Source organism: Trinickia dinghuensis (genome assembly GCF_003367175.1).
Taxonomy (GTDB): domain Bacteria; phylum Pseudomonadota; class Gammaproteobacteria; order Burkholderiales; family Burkholderiaceae; genus Trinickia; species Trinickia dinghuensis.
Genome location: NZ_QRGA01000003.1, coordinates 458,385 through 478,022 on the forward strand (window position 1 = coordinate 458,385; position 19,638 = coordinate 478,022).

Sequence of the window (19,638 nt, forward strand, 5' to 3'; positions counted from 1 at the left end):
CCACGCTATGACTGAAGCCCAAAACGCCATGCAGACCGCCTCGCAAGACTCCGACACGGCGCGCGGCGGCGATGCGAAGGAGACTGCCGCCCCGCGCTGGCGCGTCGCCGACGTCGTCGCGCTGTACGAGATGCCGTTCAACGATCTGCTCTACCGCGCGCAGCAAACGCATCGCGAGCACTTCGACGCCAACGAGATCCAACTCTCGACGCTGCTCTCGATCAAGACGGGCGGCTGCGAGGAAGACTGCAAGTACTGCTCGCAATCGTCGCACTACGACACGGGGCTCAAGGCCGAGAAGCTGATGGACGTCGACGCGGTGCTCGATGCGGCGCGCGTCGCGAAGGAAAACGGCGCCACGCGCTTTTGCATGGGCGCGGCGTGGCGCAGCCCGAAAGAGCGGCACCTCGAGCCGATCACGGCGATGATCCGCGGCGTGAAGGCGATGGGCCTCGAGACCTGCATGACGCTCGGCATGCTCGAGGACGACCAAGCGAAAACGCTGCGCGAGGCCGGACTCGACTACTACAACCACAACCTCGATACGTCGCCCGAGTTCTACGGCCAGATCATTTCGACGCGCAGCTATCAAGAGCGCCTCGATACGCTGGAACGCGTGCGCGATGCGGGCATCAACGTTTGCTGCGGCGGCATCATCGGCATGGGCGAATCGCGCCGCGAGCGCGCGGGGCTCATCGCGCAGCTCGCGAACATGGACCCGTATCCCGAGTCGGTGCCGATCAACAATCTCGTCGCGATCGAAGGCACGCCGCTCGGCCACGTCGATCCGATCGATCCGTTCGAGTTCGTGCGCACGATCGCCGTGGCGCGCATTACGATGCCGCGCGCGGTGGTGCGGCTTTCGGCCGGGCGTCAGCAGATGGACGACGCGCTGCAGGCAATGTGTTTCTTGGCCGGCGCGAATTCGATGTTCTACGGCGATCAATTGTTGACGACGGGCAACCCGCAAGCCGATGCCGACCGTAAGCTGCTCGACCGGCTCGGCATGCGCGCGGGAAGCGCGGAGCCGATGGAAGCCGGCGTATCGTGCTCGGGCGGCTGCGGCGGCCACTGACATCGCGCGCGCCTTGACGACGGAGGCCGCTCGCCCTAGCGGCCTCCGTCGTCTCGTTGTCGGCCTTTCTGCTCCGAGCCCCGCTCACGCGGCATCGTCCGCGAAACGAATGACACGGAATCGGCTTGCCTCGCCCGCGTTCGTCGCGCTCGCGGCGAGGTACGCTTGCGGACGGCCGATGTCGATCCGCGACACATAGTCACCGTTCACGGTACGCAACGTCATCGACGTTCGATCGGCATCGGCAAATTCGTAGTTGAACGTCGTCCATTCGTTCTTTTGAGCCGTGACAAGGCCGTCCACATGCGGTGTTGCCGGATCCGGCGCGACCGCCCAAAATCTGTCCGCGGCCGGATTGTAAAGAACCACGGTGGACTCGCCCGCGCCCCAACCTGCCCGCTGCCTGCAGCTCGCATCAGCTCGATCGTTCTTGATCGTCAGATCGCCGAATTGATCCGTGCAGACAAAACGTCCATTCTCCGTCATGAGATAAATCGTCTCGAAATCCATAAGCTCCAGCTCCGCTGAGTAGGTCAATCACGCCCCGGCCGTTCGCGAGAAACCTGGGCTGGGTTCTTGCGGCTAGGTTCGCGCCTTGCTGCCGTGCATTTATCGCACGTACAAAGCGGCCTACTAGCGGGTTCTCGAAATTTCAGACCATCGCGCCATCCGCTCCCGCGCCAGACATTGACGACACGCGTCGCCCCGTCTCGATTCACAAATTCTTCTTATCGTTTCGCCACACTGTCCGCCGCGCAGCCGCGCCTCGCGTGCGTGCGTGCGTATAGCGCTCGCCCCCGCCCTGCCTGCCGCAATCGAAAGCCCCGAACCCCTCGAACGAATACGCAGCGAAGAACCAGGAGAACTCGATGACTTCGAACAGCCGCCGTCGTTTCCTTCAATCGATGGCCCAATCGGCCGGCGCCGCCGCCGCGATGACGATCTTTCCGGACTCGATCCGCCGCGCACTCGCGATTCCGGCGGCCTCGCGCACGGGCACGATCCGCGACGTCGAGCACGTCGTCGTTTTCATGCAGGAAAACCGTTCGTTCGATCATTACTTCGGCCATCTTCCCGGCGTGCGCGGCTACAACGATCGCTTCCCGATCCCGCTGCCGAACGGCGCTCCCGTGTGGCGGCAGCCGTCGAAGGAGAACCCCGCGCAGCCCGTGCTGCCGTTTCACCTGAACACGCAGACGACGAGCGCCCAATGCGTGGGCGACCTCGATCACTCGTGGTACGCGACGCAAAACGCCATCGACGCCGGCCGCTACGACATGTGGCCCGCGTACAAGACCGACTTGACGATGGGCTACTACCTGCGCGCGGACATTCCGTTCCACTACGCGCTCGCCGATGCGTTCACCGTCTGCGACAACTACTTCTGCTCGATTCCCGGCTCGACGCACCCGAATCGCTCGTATCTGATGACGGGCACCGTGGATCCGACCGGCACGATGGGCGGGCCGCTGCTCGACAACAACGACTATGTGGACGGCGACGGGCCGCCCGCCTACCAGATTCTGTCGTGGCCGACTTTCCCCGAGCGCCTGCAGGCGGCCGGCATCTCGTGGCAGGTCTATCAGCAAGGGCTGACCTGGGTCGATCCGCTGAACGGCAACTACGGCACGAACATCCTGATGAACTTCGCGCAGTACATCGACGCGCCGCAGGGCTCGCCCCTGCAGCAGCGCGCGATGACGGTGCGTTCGCTCGATCAGTTGAAAGCCGACGTCCTCGCGAACAATCTGCCTCAGGTCTCGTGGCTGCTGCCGCCTGCCGCGTACTCCGAGCATCCGAAGTACACGCCGGCCTACGGTGCCGAGTACACGTCGCAGATTCTCGACGCGCTGACGGCGAACCCCGAGGTGTGGAGCAAGACCGTCCTGTTCATCATGTACGACGAAAACGACGGCTACTTCGACCACATCGTGCCGCCGCAGCCGCCGACCACCCGCGCACAGGGGCTCTCGACCGTCACGACCGACGGCGAGATCCACAATGTCGTCAACCCGGCCCGCGGCGGCCACTACACCGCCGACAACCTGCCCTACGGCCTCGGACCGCGGGTGCCGATGACCATCGTCTCGCCTTGGACCAAGGGCGGCTTCGTGTGCTCGCAGGTGTTCGATCACACGTCGGTGATCCGCTTCATCGAGACGCGCTTCGGCGTTCATGAATCGAACCTGACGCCATGGCGCCGCGCGGTTTGCGGCGATCTGACGTCGGCATTCGACTTCCGCTCGCCCGATGCGACGATGCCGCCGCTGCCCGATACGAGCAACTACAAGTCGATCGCCGACAACCAGTGCTCGACGCTGCCCCCGCCCAGCGTGCCGGCTACCCCCGGTGCCGTCGATCCGCAAGAGCCCGGCGTGCGCCGCGCGCGTGCCCTGCCCTACGAGTTGCACGTGAACGGGCACGCGGATGCCGACGAAGCAACGTTCGCGCTGCATTTCGTCAACACCGGCGAGCAAGGCGCGAACTTCTACGTCTATGCGAAGAATCGGACGGATGGCCCGTGGCGCTATACGGTCGAGGCGCACAAGTCGCTGCGCGATGCGTTCGATCTGCGCGTGACGAACGGTGTCTATACATTCACGGTCTACGGTCCGAACGGTTTCGTGCGCGACTTCGCCGGCACCGTGACGCTCGATGGCGCGGATAGTACGAATGGCACGAATGGCGAACTCAGCCGACGCCACGCGGGAAACGTGGAAGTCACCACGGGCTACGACGTCGCGAACGGGCACCTGTGCCTGCGCTTCGCCAATCGCGGCCATGATCACGTGAGACTTTCCGTCGTCGACAACGCCTACGGCGTACCGATGCGGCAAATCGAACTTGCGCCGCACAGCGAACACGAGGCCTGCTGGCGCCTGGCCGACAGCCATCATTGGTACGACTTGACGGTGACGGCGGAGACGACGATGACGGCCGGCGGTGCACCCACGTTCGTCCGGCGTTTCGCCGGTCACGTGGAAACGGGGCGCCCGAGCTTCACCGACCCGGCAGCCGTCGCGCCGGTGACGACGTTCGGCTGAAACCCCTCGCGGCGTTGGATCCGATGCGGCCCGCCGACGCGGGCCGCAGTCATATCGGCCAGCGCAATGGCAATGGCGATGGTGCTGGCAATGGCACGAAGAGGCCTTAAAATAGCGCCCATCGCCCGCAGAGATGGGGCGCGGCACAATCGCGCCCAAGCCACCGCATGAAGATCTTGTTGTACACACCGCAAGCCGATGACGCGCCCGCATGGATCGCGTCGCTCGCGCGCGAGCTGCCGTCTGCCGACGTGCGCCTCTGGTCGCCCGGCGATACGGCCGCCGCCGACTATGCCATCGTCTGGCGCCCGCCGGCCGAACTGTTCGCGCAGCGCGAGCGATTGCGCGCCGTGTTCGTACTCGGTGCGGGCGTCGATGCGCTACTTGCGCTCGAGCGGCGCGAACCCGGCACGCTGCCGGCCGGCGTGCCGCTCGTACGGCTCGAAGATACCGGCATGGCCGAGCAGATGGCCGAATACGCGATCCATGCCGCGTTGCGCTACCTGCGCCGCTTCGACGAATACGAACGGGCGCAGCGTGAAGGCATCGAAGGCACTCAAGGCGTGGCGCCGTGGCATGCGCTCGAACCTCATCCGCGCGAATCGTTTCACATCGGCGTGCTCGGGCTCGGCGCGCTCGGCGCATATGTGGCGACGGCGCTCGCCTCGCTGGGCTTCCCGGTACGCGGCTACAGCCGCAGCGCGAAGACGATCGACGGCGTCGCCACCTTCGCCGGACGCGGCGAGCTGCCCGTATTCCTCGGCGGCTTGAAACTGCTCGTCAACCTGTTGCCGAGCACGCCCGACACCGACGGCATCCTCAACCGCGACACGTTCTCTCATCTTGCGCCGGGGGCCTACCTGGTCAACTTGGCGCGAGGCGCGCACCTCGTGGAGGGCGATCTCATCGACGCGCTCCGCGAAGGCACACTCGCCGCCGCCACGCTCGACGTCGTCGCGCAGGAACCGCTCCCAAGCGAGCATCCGTTCTGGCGCATGCCGCGCGTGACGATCACGCCGCATATCTCCGCGCAGACACTGCGCGAGCCGGCGGTCGCGCAAATTGCGCGTAAGATTGAAGCGCTTGCACGCGGAGAGGAAATCGGCGGCATCGTCAACCTCCTCCGCGGCTACTAAAATCGCCCATCATGGCTGGCGGCTTCGCTTGCGTTCAGGCTCGTTCGCGCCGGACGCCGCGCCCATTTGCTTAGCATTCCAAACGAATATCATCGAGGAGACATTCCATGTCTTTGCCTAGCTCAGTCAAGATCGTCGAAGTCGGCCCGCGTGACGGGCTGCAAAACGAAAAGGAGTTCGTGGCGACCGAGGTCAAGATCGATCTCGTGAACCGCCTGTCGGCGGCCGGCTTTCGCAATATCGAAGCGGCATCGTTCGTCTCGCCGAAGTGGGTGCCGCAAATGGCCGACGGCGCGCAGGTGATGGCCGGCATCGAGCGCCGCCCGGGCGCGATCTACTCCGTGCTCACGCCGAACATGAAGGGCTTCGACGGCGCGCTCGCCGCCCATGCGGATGAGATCGTCATCTTCGGCGCCGCGAGCGAGGCGTTCTCGCAGAAGAACATCAACTGCAGCATCGCCGAGAGCATCGCGCGCTTCGAGCCCGTCGCGCGCGCCGCGAAGGAAAGCGGCCTGCGCGTGCGCGGCAGCATTTCGTGCGCGCTCGGCTGCCCCTATCAAGGCGACGTGCCGGTCCCGTCCGTCGTCGACGTCGTCCAGCGCATGGCCGCGCTAGGCTGCGATGAGATCGACATTGCCGATACGATTGGCGTAGGCACGCCGGGCCGCACGCGAGAGGTCTTCGCGGCCGTCACGAAGGTGTTCCCGAGGGAGCAACTGTCCGGGCATTTTCATGACACGTACGGGCAAGCACTCGGCAACATCTATGCGGCGCTGCTCGAAGGCATCGAGATTTTCCACGCCTCGGTGGCCGGGCTCGGCGGCTGCCCCTATGCGAAGGGCGCCACGGGCAATGTCGCGACCGAAGACGTCCTGTATCTGATGAACGGCCTCGGCATCGAGACGGGCATCGATCTCGAGGCCGTCGTCTCGATCGGCGAGTTCATTTCGAAATCGATCGGGCGCGCGAACGCCTCGCGCGCGGGACGCGCGCTGCTCGCGAAAGCGGCAAACGCCGCATGCGCCTCGTGAATTCGAACGTTCGACCACGGAACGATCGAAGCGCACAATAGAAACGCGGAAACGCAGGAACGAAGGCGACATGGAGCATCAGCACATCACACCGACCAACATGCCCGATGGAGCGGACGCATCGGAACCGCTCGCCGCGCTGCCCGATTCGGCGCAGCGCGTGGCGCTGCTGCTGCGCGAATGCGGACACGAAAAGCCCGTCGTCATGCTGCCGCAAACGGGCAAGACGTCGGCCGAGGCCGCCGCGGGGCTCGGCTGCTCCGTCGCGCAAATCGCGAAATCGATTCTGTTTCGCCGGCGTGACGACGATGCGCCCGTGCTCGTCGTGGCAAGCGGCGTCAATCGCGTGGATGAGGAGAAGGTCGCGCAGCATGTCGGCGACATCGCCCGGGCCGACGCGAAGTTCGTCCGCGAAAAAACGGGCTACGCGATCGGGGGCGTCTGCCCGATAGGGCATTTGACCCCGCCTGTCACGCTCATCGATTCGGATTTGCTGCAGCTCGATAGCCTCTGGGCCGCGGCGGGTCATCCGCACGCGGTGTTCAATTTGTCGCCGCAGGAATTGATCGCGCTGACGGGTGCGCCCGTCGTGGACGTCGCATTGCGCGCGTAGCCGCGCAGGTGCTGCATCGCGCCTAGCGGAGCCCGGAATCGGGAATCGTCGCACAAAAAAGAAAGCCGTTCATCATCGAGGACGAACGGCACAATTTACGACGTGATCAGCGCCGGGTGTCATGATACCGACGCGCCCGCGTGGGTCGCATCGGTGATTTCCCTGCAGATCGGCGAGCGCCGCGTTCAGTCGCATTCCGCGGCGCGATACGCCACGCGCCGGCGCGGCACGATGCGCCATCCGAAGTTCACCCCAGCCGCCGCGAGCAGAATGAGCACAGCGCCCACAACCTGCACCCACGCCAGCGTTTGGCCGAATGCGAAGCGGTCGCAGACGATCGCGACGATCGGGTAGATGAACGAGAGCGCGGCCGTCATCGACGTCGGCAATTTCTGAATCGCACCGTAAAGCAGGATGTATACCAGCCCCGTGTGCACGATGCCGATCGTGCCGAGATCGGCCCATGGCATCGCCGTGGCCGGCAGCGCATGGTAGTTCACGAAGGGTGCGAGCAGGAACACCCCGAGCGTGACTTGAATCAACGCGATCAATTGCGGCGGCGTTCCCTTGAGCCGCTTCGTGATGATCGAGGAGACGGCATAGAAGAACGCGGCACCGAGCGCGTAGCCGATCCCTTTCAGATATTGCCCGGGCACGGCCAGCACGGCCGGCTGCACCTTCACCACCAGCATGAGGCCGGCGAACGCGACGCCGAGCCACGCCGCCGTCGATGCCGTGATGCGCTCGCGGAACACGACCGCGCCGAGCGCGACGAGCATGAACGGCTGCGTGTTGTAAGCGACCGTCGCCATCGATATCGAGGCGCGCGAGTACGCCGCGAACAGCAGCACCCAGTTCGCGACAATCGCGGCGCCGCCCGCGGCTGCGAGGCCGAGCGTGCGCCACGTCAGCATGTCCTTGCGGATCAAGCCGAGCGCCCAGCAAATCGCCGCGAGCGTCGGCGCACCCAGCGCGCAACGCACGAAGACGACGTTTTGGGGCGACTGCCTCGACGCGACGACGAGCCATCCGATCGTGCCCGAGATCAACATCGCGGCAATCATTTCGAAGGCGCCGCGCCGGATTTCCTGTCCTGTCTGGTTAGCCATGGATGCACCTGTCCTGGGTTCTGGGTGTTTGGTTTTGCGGCTTTCGGTGGCTAGCCCCACGATGGAAGGCGCCGCCGAAAATCGAAGTCCGATGCAAATCAGTCTAGCGATTTGAAACTCGCATAGACATGGCTAAACTTAGGTCAATCATCAATTTTGTCTTCGAATCGAAGGTTGATATGTCAAAACGCCTTGCCAATGGTTCGACCGCCGGGGATCTCGACGCGACCGATCGCGCCCTGCTTCGGCTACTGGCCGAGGATGCCCGTACGCCCATCGCGGACCTCGCACGCGAGATCGGGCTTTCAGCGCCGAGCACCGCCGAGCGCCTTCGCCGTTTGGAGGGGCAAGGCGTGATCGAGCGCTACACCGTGCAAATCGATCCGCGCGCGCTCGGCTACACCTTGCAGGCGATCGTGCGCGTGAAGCCGCTGCCGGGGCAATTGCATCTCGTGGAAGACGAAATTCGCCGTATCCCCGAATTCGTCGAGTGCGACAAGGTCACGGGCGACGATTGCTTCATCTGCCGGCTCTTTCTGCGCACGATCGAGGAACTCGACGAGATCTTGATGAAGGTCGGCGAGCGCGCGGAGACGAGCACGGCAATCGTCAAGGCAACGCCCGTCGCGCGGCGCTTGCCGCCGCTCGGGCAGGCCGAGCCTCGCACGGCGCGCGGCGCCGCGGAGACTCGCAAGGACGAGGAGGGTGAAGCGGAGAAGCAACCGCGCGCGCTCAAGCGCGGTGTTCGCTGAGGCGTCCTTCGGGCTTCACCATGCGCTCGCCCGATTCGTCGGCTTCGAAGAAATCATGGATTTCGGCGATTAGCGCATCGGGCGCTTCCTCGGGGATGTAGTGCCCGCATGGGAGCGCGCGGCCGCTGACGTCGCGCGCGACGCGCTGCCACTCGCGCAACGGGTCGAAGCAGCGCGCAACGACGCCCTCCCCGCCCCACAGCACGCGCAACGGGCATCCGATCTTGCGTCCGCGCTCCAGATCGGCCCGGTCGTGCTCGAGATCGATCGTGGCCGAGGCGCGATAGTCCTCGCACATCGCATGGACGGCCCCGGGCGAGCACAACGCGTCGCAATACTCGCGCAGCGCGTCGGGTTCGAACGGCGCCAGCCCCGCGTGACGGTTGCCCATGACGCCTTTCACGTAGGCCTCGGGATCCGCGCCGATCAGCGTCTCGGGCAGCGGGTGGGGCTGAATCAGGAAGAACCAGTGAAAGTAGGCCGTTGCAAACGCGCGATCGGTGGCTTCGTACATGGCGAGCGTCGGCGCGATATCGAGCAGCATCATGCGCTCGACGGCGTCCGGGTGATCGAGCGCCATCCGATGCGCGACGCGCGCGCCGCGATCGTGCGCGCAGACGAAAAAGCGCTCGAACCCGAAATGACGCATGACGGCGACCTGATCGGCCGCCATCGTCCGCTTCGAGTACGGCGCGTGCGTGTTGTCGCTCGCCGGCTTGCCCGATCGGCCGTAGCCGCGCAGGTCGGTGGCGACTACGGTGAAGTGCTTCGCAAGGCGTTCCACGCAGCGATCCCAGATCCGATGCGTCTGCGGATGCCCATGCAGCAGCAGTAAAGGGGGACCGTCGCCGCCAGTCTGCCCGAAGATTTCGACGCCGTCGGCGTCGACGCGAAACGGAGTAAAGTCGGCGAAACTCATAGCGTTCGTCCTGCCTCTTAATCGTTGTTCGAACCTTCCGTATTTTAGGTGTGTGGATGACGCGCGCCCGTTCGGAGGGCCACGAAACGTAGAACCAGAGCACTCACTCCAAAGCTTCGGGCCGCAACGGCGCGGTTTAGATCGTTTATAATTCGAACGTTCGTTCTTTTATCGAGAGGAGACACGCGTCATGGCCCTGCCCGCCGCTTTACAGAATCTGACGCTGCCTGTCGTCGCGTCGCCGATGTTCATCGTCAGCTATCCGGACCTGGTGCTTGCGCAGTGCAAGGCCGGGATCGTCGGCTCGTTCCCCGCCCTGAACGCGCGGCCGGCCGAATTGCTCGACGAATGGCTGACGCAGATCGGCGAAGGGCTTGCCGCGCACCGCGCCGCGAACCCCGATGCGCGGATCGGGCCGATCGCGGTCAACCAAATCGTTCATCAGTCCAATACGCGGCTCGAGCACGACGTGCGCGTCTGCGTCGAACACAAGGTGCCGATCTTCATCACGAGCCTGCGCGCGCCGGCCAAGGAGATCATCGATGCCGTGCACAGCTACGGCGGCATCGTGCTGCACGACGTCATCAACCTGCGCCATGCGCAAAAGGCGCTCGAAGCCGGCGTGGACGGCCTGATCCTCGTCGCGGCCGGTGCCGGCGGACACGCGGGCACGACCTCGCCGTTCGCGCTCGTCGGTGAAGTGCGGCGGATTTTCGACGGCCCCATCGTGCTCTCGGGCTCGATCGCCAACGGCGGCTCGATCCTCGCCGCGCAGGCGATGGGCGCCGATCTCGCCTACATGGGCACGCGCTTCATCGCGACCCAGGAAGCGCACGCCGTGGACGACTACAAGCACGCAATCGTCAGTGCCAGTGCATCGGACATCATCTACACGAACCTGTTCACGGGTGTGCACGGCAATTACATCCGCGAAAGCATCGTCAACGCCGGGCTCGACCCCGAGGCGCTGCCCCTTTCCGACAAGACGAAGATGAACTTCGGCAGCGACAAGGCGAAGGCGTGGAAGGACATCTGGGGCGCGGGCCAAGGCGTCGGTTTGATGGACGATGTGCCGAGCGTGGCCGAACTCGTCGCCCGCCTGAAGCGCGAATACGACGAAGCGCGCGAGCGCGTGCTGGCGGCGCGGTAATTGGTTGAACGAAGCGGTGCGAGGCGGCGCTTCACATATTGCGCCGGTACTGCCCGCCCACCTCGAACAGCGCGTGCGTGATCTGCCCGAGCGAGCAGACACGCACCGCCTCCATCAGCACGGCGAATACGTTCTCACCGTCGATGACGGCGCGCCGCAAACGCTCGAGCATCGGACCGGCTTCGCCGCGATGACGCGCGTGGAACGCGGCCAACCCATCGAGTTGATTCTGCTTTTCCTCGCGCGTCGAGCGCGCTAGGGCGAGCGGCCCGTGCGCGTCGTGCTCCTGTTCGCCGACGAACGTATTGACGCCGACGATCGGATACGAGCCGTCGTGCTTGCGATGCTCGTAGCGCATCGATTCGTCTTGGATGCGTCCGCGCTGGTAGCCCGTTTCCATCGCGCCGAGCACCCCACCGCGCGCGGTCAAGCGGTCGAACTCGTCGAGCACGGCCGCTTCGACGAGATCAGTGAGTTCCTCGATCACGAAGCTGCCTTGGTTCGGATTCTGATTCTTCGCCAGGCCCCACTCGCGATTGATGATGAGCTGGATCGCGATCGCGCGCCGCACAGACGCCTCCGTCGGCGTCGTGATCGCTTCGTCGAAAGCATTCGTGTGCAGCGAGTTGCAGTTGTCGTAGATCGCGATCAGCGCTTGCAATGTCGTGCGGATGTCGTTGAACGCGATCTCTTGCGCATGCAGGCTGCGGCCCGACGTCTGCACGTGATACTTCAGCTTCTGGCTGCGCTCGTTCGCGCCGTACTTTTCGCGCAGCGCCACGGCCCAGATGCGGCGCGCCACGCGGCCGAGCACCGTGTACTCTGGCTCCATGCCGTTCGAAAAGAAGAACGACAAGTTCGGCGCGAATTCGTCGATAGCCATGCCGCGCGCGAGATAAGCCTCGACGTAAGTGAAGCCGTTCGCAAGCGTATAGGCCAGCTGCGTGATCGGGTTCGCCCCGGCTTCCGCGATGTGATAGCCCGAGATCGACACCGAATAGAAATTGCCGACGCCGTGCTCGATGAAATAGGCCTGGACATCGCCCATCATCTTCAAGCTGAATTCCGTCGAGAAGATACAGGTGTTCTGGCCTTGGTCCTCCTTCAGGATGTCGGCCTGCACGGTGCCGCGCACGTCGCGCAGCGCCTGCTTTCGGGTGTCGTCGATTTCGTTCGCGCTCGGCTCGCGCCCCTCGGCCTGGCAGCGCGCGTGCAGTTCCTCGAGCTGCCGATCGATCGCCGCATTGAAGAACATCGCGAGAATCGTCGGGGCCGGGCCGTTGATCGTCATCGACACCGACGTGGCCGGATCGCACAAATCGAATCCGTCGTAGAGCGTCTTCATGTCGTCGAGCGTCGCGACCGATACGCCCGAGTTGCCGATCTTGCCGTAGATGTCGGGCCGCTCGTCGGGGTCCTCGCCGTAGAGCGTCACCGAGTCGAATGCCGTCGAGAGGCGCCGAGCCGGCATCCCTTCCGAAAGCAGCTTGAAGCGCCGGTTCGTGCGCGGCGGATCGCCTTCGCCCGCGAACATGCGAGTCGGATCTTCGTTCTCGCGCTTGAACGGGAATACGCCGGCCGTGAACGGGAAGTAGCCGGGCAAGTTCTCGAGCATGAGCCAGCGCAGCGTCTCGCCGGGATCGGTGAACTTCGGCAGCGAGACTCGGCGGATCGACGTGCCCGAGAGGGTCGTTACGGTCAGCGGTGTTCTGATCTCGCGGCCGCGGATCGTCACGACGCGCTCGTCGCCCGCATATTCGGCCACCGTGCGCGGCCAGGCGTCGAGCAGCGCGTGCTCGCGCGCGCCGAGACGTGCATCGCGCTCGGCGATCAGCGCGTCGAGGCGCGCTTGCAGCGGATCGGCCGTGCTGCTCGCATCGGCACCCTGCGCGGCCATCCGCTTCGCTTCAGTCAACTGCCATCGCTCGCGCGCGCATTGCGCCTGCTCGTCTGCCTTCGCACGGTATGTGCGAACCGCTTCGACAACCTCCGATAGGTACCGGATCCGCGCGGCCGGCACGATCGCGCCGCCCTCATGCGAATGGCGCACATCCGTCAGAGGCAGCCGCGCGCCCGACGCTCCGCGTTCAGGCGCTCGCAAGCCGAGTTCGTGCAACGTGCCTACGATCCTCCTGTACAGCGCCGTCACGCCGTCGTCGTTGAAGCGCGACGCGATCGTGCCGACCACGGGCATCCGCTCGGGATCTTCGGTGAAGGCACCGCGATTGCGCTGCATCTGCTTGGCGACATCGCGCAGCGCGTCGAGCGCACCGCTGCGATCGAACTTGTTGATCGCGACGAAATCGGCGAAATCGAGCATGTCGATTTTTTCGAGCTGGCTGGCCGCGCCGAAGTCGGGCGTCATCACGTAGAGCGAGCGGTCGGCCACCTGCGCGATCGCGGCGTCGCCTTGTCCGATGCCCGACGTCTCGACGATAACGAGGTCGAAGCCGGCCGCCTTGCACGCAGCGATCGCGTCCGGGACGACCTCGGGCACTTCGGTCGCCGCCTCGCGCGTCGCCAGCGAGCGCATGAATATGCGCGGGCCGTTGCCCCACTCGCCGATCGCGTTCATGCGGATCCGGTCGCCGAGCAGCGCGCCGCCCGACTTGCGCCGCGACGGATCGATCGCGAGTACCGCGATCGAGAGGGTGTCGCCGTAATCGAGCCGAAAGCGTCGTACGAGTTCGTCCGTCAGCGACGACTTGCCCGCGCCGCCCGTGCCCGTCACGCCGAGCACCGGGACGGCCGGTGCCGCCCGTACGCGTTCGGCCAGCGCCGCACGCGTGGCGGCGTCGGCACGGCCGTTTTCGAGCGCAGTGATCACCTTCGCGAGCGCGCGCCGAGCCTGTGGGCCCTCGCCGTCAAGCTTCGCTAGTAGCTGGGTCGCCTCTGTTTCGCTGTGGGTATTGTCATGCACCGCCGCCTTCGCCTTCATGCATCGAGCGATCATGTCGTCGATCATGCCCTGCAGCCCGAGCCGCTGTCCCGCGTGCGGCGAGTACAGGCATTCGACGCCGTAGCGCATCAGTTCGTCGATCTCGTCGGCGACGATCACGCCGCCTCCGCCGCCGAACACGAGGATGCGCTCGCCGCCGCCCTCGCGTAGCGCGTCGACCAGATATTTGAAGTACTCGACGTGACCGCCTTGATAGCTCGACACCGCGACGCCGTCGGCGTCTTCCTCGAGCGCCGCGCTCGCGACTTCGGCGACCGACCGGTTATGGCCGAGGTGGATCACCTCGACGCCGCTCGCCTGCAGGATGCGCCGGATGATGTTGATCGCGGCGTCGTGGCCGTCGAACAGCGCGGCCGCCGTGACGAAACGCAGACGCGGGGCCGGCACCGGCCCCGTCGGGCCGAGACGTTGCGGCATCGAAAGATCGGTCATGGCTGCCCTCGCTGGCGCGTGCCGGCTGCGCACTTGATGATCGCAGTATAAGCAACTGTCGGGGCTGCCCGCTCGGGACGCGTGCGCACATAGGCGCAAAAAAAGCGCCTGCCCGTCACCGGGCAAGCGCCTTTTCGCAAGGCCGGACGCAAACCGCCCGGCCTTTCTTCCGAGTCCCTGAACCGCCTTAGAACTTCGCGCGCAGCCCCGCGCCGATCGTCTGGCCCGTCGACAAGCCGCTCAACTGGTCGTTCATGTACGCCGCGTAGAGATCCGTGCGCTTGGACAACGGGTAGTCGTAGCCGAGCGCCCACGTGCGGCGCGTCTGATTGAGACCGCCGGAATCGCGCGAGTACGCGTACGACGCCATCACGGTGCCCGGGCCGGCCGGCACCGTCACACCGCCCTGCCCCGTGTTGACGTGCCAACCGGCGCCGCCCACGACGTTCTCGTTCTTCGTGTACATGTACTGGCCGTAGAACTTCACGAACTTCAGATCGTAGCTGGCGCCGAGCTGGGCCACACCCTGGCTCTTGAAGGGGACGATCGTGCCGAACGCCGCGGGGTTCACGAGGTCGCCGGGGGCATTGTTGAAGTTCACGTACTGATAGACGCCCGTCGCGGCAAACGGACCGTGGAAGTACAGGAACTGCGCGCTCCACTTCTTCGCGCCGTTTTGGCCGGCTTGGTTGCCGAGGCCGTACATGACGCTGCCCGACAAGCCGTTGTAGTTGGGCGTCGAGTATTGCACCGCATTGTTCCAGCCCGAATCGCCGACGACGCCGGTGTCGGTGGCGTACGTCGCCCCCGTCGGAATCGCCGTGTTGCCGAGGAACACGTGATAGACCATCGGCGAGAACGTGTACGAATCGATGAACGGGTTGAACAGGATCGTCGAGACGAACAGATGCGTCGTCAAACGGCCCGCCGTCACCGTACCGTACGGCGATTCGATGCCGACGTAGGCGTTGCGCGAGAAGAAGCTGTCGCCCGTGAAGCGGCCATAGGCGCCGTTTTGCGGCAGGAAGAAGTCTTCCAACGTGAACACGGCCTTATAGCCGTTGCCCAGATCTTCCGTACCCTTCATGCCCCAGTACGACGTGGACATGCCGCCGCCGCCTTCCACCCAAGCGCGTTGCCCGCCCGGGAATTGCTGCATCCCGGCCCACGTGTCGACTTGGCCATAGAGCTGCACGCTCGATTGTGCATGTGCAGCCGTTCCTGCGGCGGCCGCGAAAGCGGCAACGGCCGCCATGCGAATACTGGTTTTCAGCGCGCGGCTGACGGTGGCTTTCATGAGATCTCCTGTCTTTTTTCAGAAAAGTGAAGCGTGCGAACCGCGTGGGGCGCTGTGGTCGCCGAATTTGTTCGGGGGCGGATCCATCGTTACGGACCATATTTATGGACAAAATTACGTCCGCTTATTGCCGGTATAGCGATTCGCTTAAGCGTGCGTCATACGAATGCGCTGTGGCGCGCGTCCGGTGCAGGCAAACCGGGCCGTGCACGGGCGCGGCGCGCGACGAACGACCGGAAAGGCGCGCCGGTGCTCGCTCGCAGCCGCACGCTCAGAGACAGGAACGAATATGACGCACGCGCGACGGACGGCAAAATAATTTCGTCCGAAGAGTGCCTCGCCCGCGCGAGAAGGGGGCTGAGGAGGTCAAAAGTGTGGCGTATTTACATCACGATGGCGTCGGGCACGCAGGCGAGATGCCGAAATCCGTCAGCCGAAAGGAAGAAAAGAGCGCAAACGAGCGGAATGAACTGCAGCGATCGACCCGACGGTGAGCGATGAACCGGTGGAATGAGGATGCCGGACGAGACGGTCGCGGCACCCAGCGTCCCGGGTCCCGGGTCCCGGGCGCGCTAATTGCGGTAGAGCGACGACTGCGGCGGCCGGGGCACACCCGCATTGGGCGGACGCGGCACGGGGCGGTTCGCCTCGCGCTCCTCGTTGTAGCGGGCAATGTCGGCGCGGATCGATCCCGCGCGCAGATAGGCGGCACCGCCTTCGCGCGCGAGCGTGCGGGCCTCTTCGCTGACTGGACGGAACGGTACGGTAGCAGGTGCGATCGCGGGTGCGGGCACCATGTGCGCGCCGCCGTGCCCGTACGGATCGGTTGCCATGACGAAGCTGCGGGAGCCCTGACGCGGAGCCATACCCGCCATCGGACGATTCGGCGCTCGCCAAGCCTGCCGAACGTGCGGCGCGGCGGCAGCAAATCCGCCGCGATGGCCGTGCGGCGGCTGCGCATGCACGGCGCAAGCCGCGGCCGCGCACAGCGCGCCCGCCATCCAACGTCCAATGAGGTTTAAAGCCGAATCCGCCATGATCGATGCACTCGCCTACCGCCCTACAGGATTGCCGTCGCGCACCGGCGCGCCACACGCGCCTTCTTTACCGAGCGGTCGTCAGATAAATCGTGCTCCGAGGGATCTCGATGTGTAATTTATGGGCCGCCCATCGACGTGTCGAGGCAAAAAGTGTTAGACGAGCGACGCCGTTGTAACTCGGTGTTACGGTGACGTTTTGTCTATGCAGCCGCATTTGTGCGACTATTTTGCTGCACCGCAAATCGACATTTGCACCCCATTTTTCACCCCTCGCTTTTTATGCCATTCGGCTAGTCGTACTTTGCGATAACGAGAAGTTTGCCCATGCGCCGTCTTACCTATCTCATTCCGGATAACTTCACCCTCTCTCTCGTCGGTACCGTCATCTTCGCCAGCCTGCTGCCGTGCAGAGGCGAAACGGCCGTCGCCGTCAATTGGCTCACCAATATCGCCATCGGCCTGCTGTTCTTTCTGCATGGCGGAAAGTTGTCGCGCGAAGCCGTCGTGGCGGGCGCCACGCACTGGCGGCTGCACGTCGTCGTGCTGCTGAGCACCTTCGTGATGTTTCCGCTGCTGGGGCTCGCCTTGAAGCCGCTCGTCGCGCCGCTCGTCACACCCGCGCTCTACACGGGCATTCTGTTTCTCTGCACGCTGCCCTCGACCGTGCAGTCCTCGATCGCCTTCACGTCGATCGCGCGCGGAAACGTACCGGCCGCCGTATGCAGCGCTTCGGCATCGAGCCTCATCGGCATCTTTCTCACGCCCGCGCTCGTGAGCGTCGTCGTCACGAACCACGCGGCCACGTCGGGCTCCGGCTGGCATACGGTCGGCGCCATCGTCATGCAGCTGCTCGTGCCGTTCGTCGCCGGCCAGCTGCTGCGGCCGGTGATCGGCCCGTGGCTCGACCGCAATCGGCGCGTCCTGAAGTTCGTCGACCAAGGCTCGATCCTGCTCGTCGTCTATACCGCGTTCAGCGAAGCCGTCAACGAAGGGCTCTGGCATCACCTGCCGCTCGCCGCGCTGGCCGGATTGTTCTTCGTCAACGCCGTGCTGCTCGCGATCGCGCTCGGCATCACGACGGTCACGAGCAAGCGCCTGGGCTTCAACCGGGAAGACCAGATCACGATCATCTTTTGCGGCTCGAAGAAAAGTCTCGCCTCGGGTATCCCGATGGCCAAAGTCATCTTCGCATCGCAGGCCGTCGGTGCCGTCGTCTTGCCGCTCATGCTGTTCCATCAAATGCAGTTGATGGTCTGCGCGGCCCTGGCCCAGAAATGGTCGATGCGCGACGCGCGCGCCGAACGCTCGCAGCCGGCCGGTGCACAGCAGCACTGAGTACCGCGCGACACCCACCCGGTGCCGCGTGCATCGGGTGAGCGCGCCGAAGCGCCGGCCTCATATTGCATCGCATCGAAAATCAGGGTTATAGAAAAAACCTAATACCGCCCGGGTATTTTGCACTGCGAAAGAAAACGGATGCGTCCGGCAAACGTTTGCGTTTTTGGCGATACACAAAAAGTCAGAATCGGCGGACTCCGCATTTGATCACGCCCGCGGCTTTCGGTACTCCGTCAAAGCCCGCCGGGACTGCCTTGCACCGCCCTCGAACCGCCGTCGGCCGCCCGCGGTTCATAAATCTTCTTAAAATCATTCCACTAGACATTTAGCGCTATTAGAATGGCGCGACGAAACGGGGTGCCGATAAGCTTTTCCATAAATGCAGAAAATTGCACGTCCAAGCGAGAGAATAAATGACCAGCGAGGATCGATCCGACAACGTGCGCCATGAGGCGGCGTCGCGCCGCATGCGGCGCATACGGGGGCGGCGCGCCAAGACGATCGAGGCGCCGGAAGACAACTATTCGTTCGAAGACTACGCCGCCCATCGGCTCTGGTCGTTCCTCTGCGCCCAACTCGCCACGGCACTCGTCGGCTATGTCGTGCTCCTTGCCGGCGATGCCTGGCTCGACAAGCAGCGCATGGCGCCGGCCGCGCTCACGAGCGCGCTGCCTGCGCTGCCGATGGCCGCCGCGCTCGTCATCGCTTGGAGCAAGGGCAGCGGATTGCGCGCAAGCTTGGCGGCGCTCGCCTTCATCGCGTCGCTCGAGGCCGGCATCGTCCTGCATGCGCTGCAGTGGGGCGACGGCACGCTGATCGTGCTGCCCGCCTTCGTGCTGATCCCGCTGACGTTCAGCCCGGTGCTGCTGCGAGGATGGGACTTTCCGGCCGCGGCAGCGCTCGCCGTGGCGGGCCCGCTCGCGCTCGTCGCGCTGAGCCAGCCGTCGGCGGTCGAACAGTTCGGCATCGTGCTGTCGATGTTCATCGCGATTTCGACGAGCCTCGTCACGAACCTGTTCGCCCTGCGCTCGCAAAAGAAGAGCTTTCGGCTCGAGCGTCAGTTGCGCGCATTCGCCGACATCGACGAGCTCACGCAGCTCCCGCGCCGGCGCCGCGTGTTCGAGCTCGGACGCCGCATCCTGCTGCGCGCGGAACGCGTGGGCCAGCCGTTTTCCGTGCTTTACATCGATGCCGATCACTTCAAGGCCGTCAACGACCGTTTCGGCCACGAGGCCGGCGACCGAGCGCTGCAGCTAATCGCCCAGCACATCCAGCACAGCATGCGCCCGAGCGACGTCGCGGGCCGGTTCGGCGGCGAGGAGTTCGTCGTGCTGCTGCCGGGCACCGACGAGCAAGATGCCGCGCGGGTGGCGGAGCGGCTGCGCCGGCGGATCGAGGACTGGCGCCAATTCGAAATCACGCTGACGATCAGCGTGGGCGTCGCCCAGCACGTGCGCGGCGAACCGATCGAACGCGTGATCCGGCGCGCCGATGCGGCGCTGCTCGACGCGAAAGGCAGCGGACGCAACCGCGTCGTCATCGCGGAGCGGCCGGCCGACGCAATCGTGCCGATCAAGGATGCGGAAACGATAGGCATGGCCGATCTCGTGCGCGACCACGTCCGGGCCGACGCCGCCAACGACTCGCTGGCCGTGCCCGGACGCGAGCCCCTCGCCGATTGACGGCCGCGCCGACACGGCGCCGGGCCCCGCGGTCCACGGCGACGCACCATCTCAGTGCACC

Annotated in this window: 14 protein-coding genes and 1 pseudogene; 9 read left to right on the forward strand and 6 right to left on the reverse strand. The window is 65.0% G+C overall.

Going from position 1 to position 19,638, the window contains the following annotated elements; genetic code table 11:
- Nucleotides 1-7: 7 nt before the first annotated feature.
- Entirely contained in the window at nucleotides 8-1,075 is a 1,068-nt protein-coding gene (bioB, locus tag DWV00_RS06305) for a biotin synthase BioB (protein WP_181885374.1), read from the forward strand.
- An 84-nt stretch (nucleotides 1,076-1,159) separates the two neighbouring features.
- On the opposite strand, the gene DWV00_RS06310 is transcribed toward bioB, so the two are convergent.
- Nucleotides 1,160-1,585, reverse strand: a complete 426-nt coding sequence (locus DWV00_RS06310; protein ID WP_115532665.1) for a fascin domain-containing protein — start codon at nucleotides 1,583-1,585, stop codon at nucleotides 1,160-1,162.
- 359 nt (nucleotides 1,586-1,944) lie between these two features.
- Here DWV00_RS06310 and DWV00_RS06315 point away from each other — a divergent pair, with 359 nt between their 5' ends.
- From DWV00_RS06315 to DWV00_RS06330, 4 genes are all read left to right on the forward strand, one after another.
- Nucleotides 1,945-4,119 carry a phosphocholine-specific phospholipase C gene (locus DWV00_RS06315; protein ID WP_115532666.1) on the forward strand — a complete coding sequence of 725 codons (2,175 nt, stop codon included), beginning with the start codon at nucleotides 1,945-1,947 and terminating at the stop codon, nucleotides 4,117-4,119.
- A gap of 167 nt (nucleotides 4,120-4,286) precedes the next feature.
- Nucleotides 4,287-5,255 (forward strand): 2-hydroxyacid dehydrogenase, encoded by a 969-nt coding sequence (locus DWV00_RS06320; RefSeq protein ID WP_115532667.1) that lies wholly within the window; start codon nucleotides 4,287-4,289, stop codon nucleotides 5,253-5,255.
- 107 nt (nucleotides 5,256-5,362) lie between these two features.
- Nucleotides 5,363-6,286, forward strand: coding sequence for a hydroxymethylglutaryl-CoA lyase (locus DWV00_RS06325; RefSeq protein ID WP_115532668.1), 924 nt, complete (start codon nucleotides 5,363-5,365; stop codon nucleotides 6,284-6,286).
- Between the two features lie 100 nt (nucleotides 6,287-6,386).
- A complete protein-coding gene (locus DWV00_RS06330; protein ID WP_115532859.1) occupies nucleotides 6,387-6,899 on the forward strand; it encodes a YbaK/EbsC family protein in 513 nt (170 codons plus the stop codon).
- Nucleotides 6,900-7,084: 185 nt separating this feature from the next.
- Here DWV00_RS06330 and DWV00_RS06335 read toward each other — a convergent pair whose 3' ends face one another.
- A complete protein-coding gene (locus DWV00_RS06335) occupies nucleotides 7,085-8,008 on the reverse strand; it encodes a DMT family transporter (protein WP_115532669.1) in 924 nt (307 codons plus the stop codon).
- Nucleotides 8,009-8,187: 179 nt separating this feature from the next.
- On the opposite strand from DWV00_RS06335, the pseudogene DWV00_RS06340 reads away from it, so the two are divergent.
- Nucleotides 8,188-8,667: pseudogene (locus DWV00_RS06340) on the forward strand (Lrp/AsnC family transcriptional regulator); the annotation flags it as partial.
- 73 nt (nucleotides 8,668-8,740) lie between these two features.
- Here the strand turns inward: DWV00_RS06340 and DWV00_RS06345 are convergent.
- Nucleotides 8,741-9,679 (reverse strand): alpha/beta fold hydrolase, encoded by a 939-nt coding sequence (locus DWV00_RS06345; protein ID WP_115532671.1) that lies wholly within the window; start codon nucleotides 9,677-9,679, stop codon nucleotides 8,741-8,743.
- 190 nt (nucleotides 9,680-9,869) lie between these two features.
- On the opposite strand from DWV00_RS06345, the gene DWV00_RS06350 reads away from it, so the two are divergent.
- Entirely contained in the window at nucleotides 9,870-10,829 is a 960-nt protein-coding gene (locus DWV00_RS06350; RefSeq protein WP_115532672.1) for an NAD(P)H-dependent flavin oxidoreductase, read from the forward strand.
- A 31-nt stretch (nucleotides 10,830-10,860) separates the two neighbouring features.
- On the opposite strand, the gene icmF is transcribed toward DWV00_RS06350, so the two are convergent.
- The 3 genes from icmF to DWV00_RS06365 all read right to left on the reverse strand — a co-directional run bounded on the left by icmF (nucleotide 10,861) and on the right by DWV00_RS06365 (nucleotide 16,554).
- Nucleotides 10,861-14,220, reverse strand: a complete 3,360-nt coding sequence (gene icmF, locus DWV00_RS06355) for a fused isobutyryl-CoA mutase/GTPase IcmF (RefSeq protein WP_115532673.1) — start codon at nucleotides 14,218-14,220, stop codon at nucleotides 10,861-10,863.
- A 187-nt stretch (nucleotides 14,221-14,407) separates the two neighbouring features.
- On the reverse strand, nucleotides 14,408-15,517 hold the full coding sequence (locus DWV00_RS06360; RefSeq protein ID WP_115532674.1) for a porin: 1,110 nt from the start codon (nucleotides 15,515-15,517) through the stop codon (nucleotides 14,408-14,410).
- A gap of 572 nt (nucleotides 15,518-16,089) precedes the next feature.
- On the reverse strand, nucleotides 16,090-16,554 hold the full coding sequence (locus DWV00_RS06365; RefSeq protein ID WP_115532675.1) for a peptide-binding protein: 465 nt from the start codon (nucleotides 16,552-16,554) through the stop codon (nucleotides 16,090-16,092).
- Nucleotides 16,555-16,881: 327 nt separating this feature from the next.
- On the opposite strand from DWV00_RS06365, the gene DWV00_RS06370 reads away from it, so the two are divergent.
- Both DWV00_RS06370 and DWV00_RS06375 read left to right on the forward strand, forming a co-directional pair.
- On the forward strand, nucleotides 16,882-17,892 hold the full coding sequence (locus DWV00_RS06370; RefSeq protein WP_115532676.1) for a bile acid:sodium symporter family protein: 1,011 nt from the start codon (nucleotides 16,882-16,884) through the stop codon (nucleotides 17,890-17,892).
- A 416-nt stretch (nucleotides 17,893-18,308) separates the two neighbouring features.
- Nucleotides 18,309-19,577 carry a GGDEF domain-containing protein gene (locus DWV00_RS06375; RefSeq protein ID WP_115532677.1) on the forward strand — a complete coding sequence of 423 codons (1,269 nt, stop codon included), beginning with the start codon at nucleotides 18,309-18,311 and terminating at the stop codon, nucleotides 19,575-19,577.
- Nucleotides 19,578-19,638 lie beyond the last annotated feature (61 nt).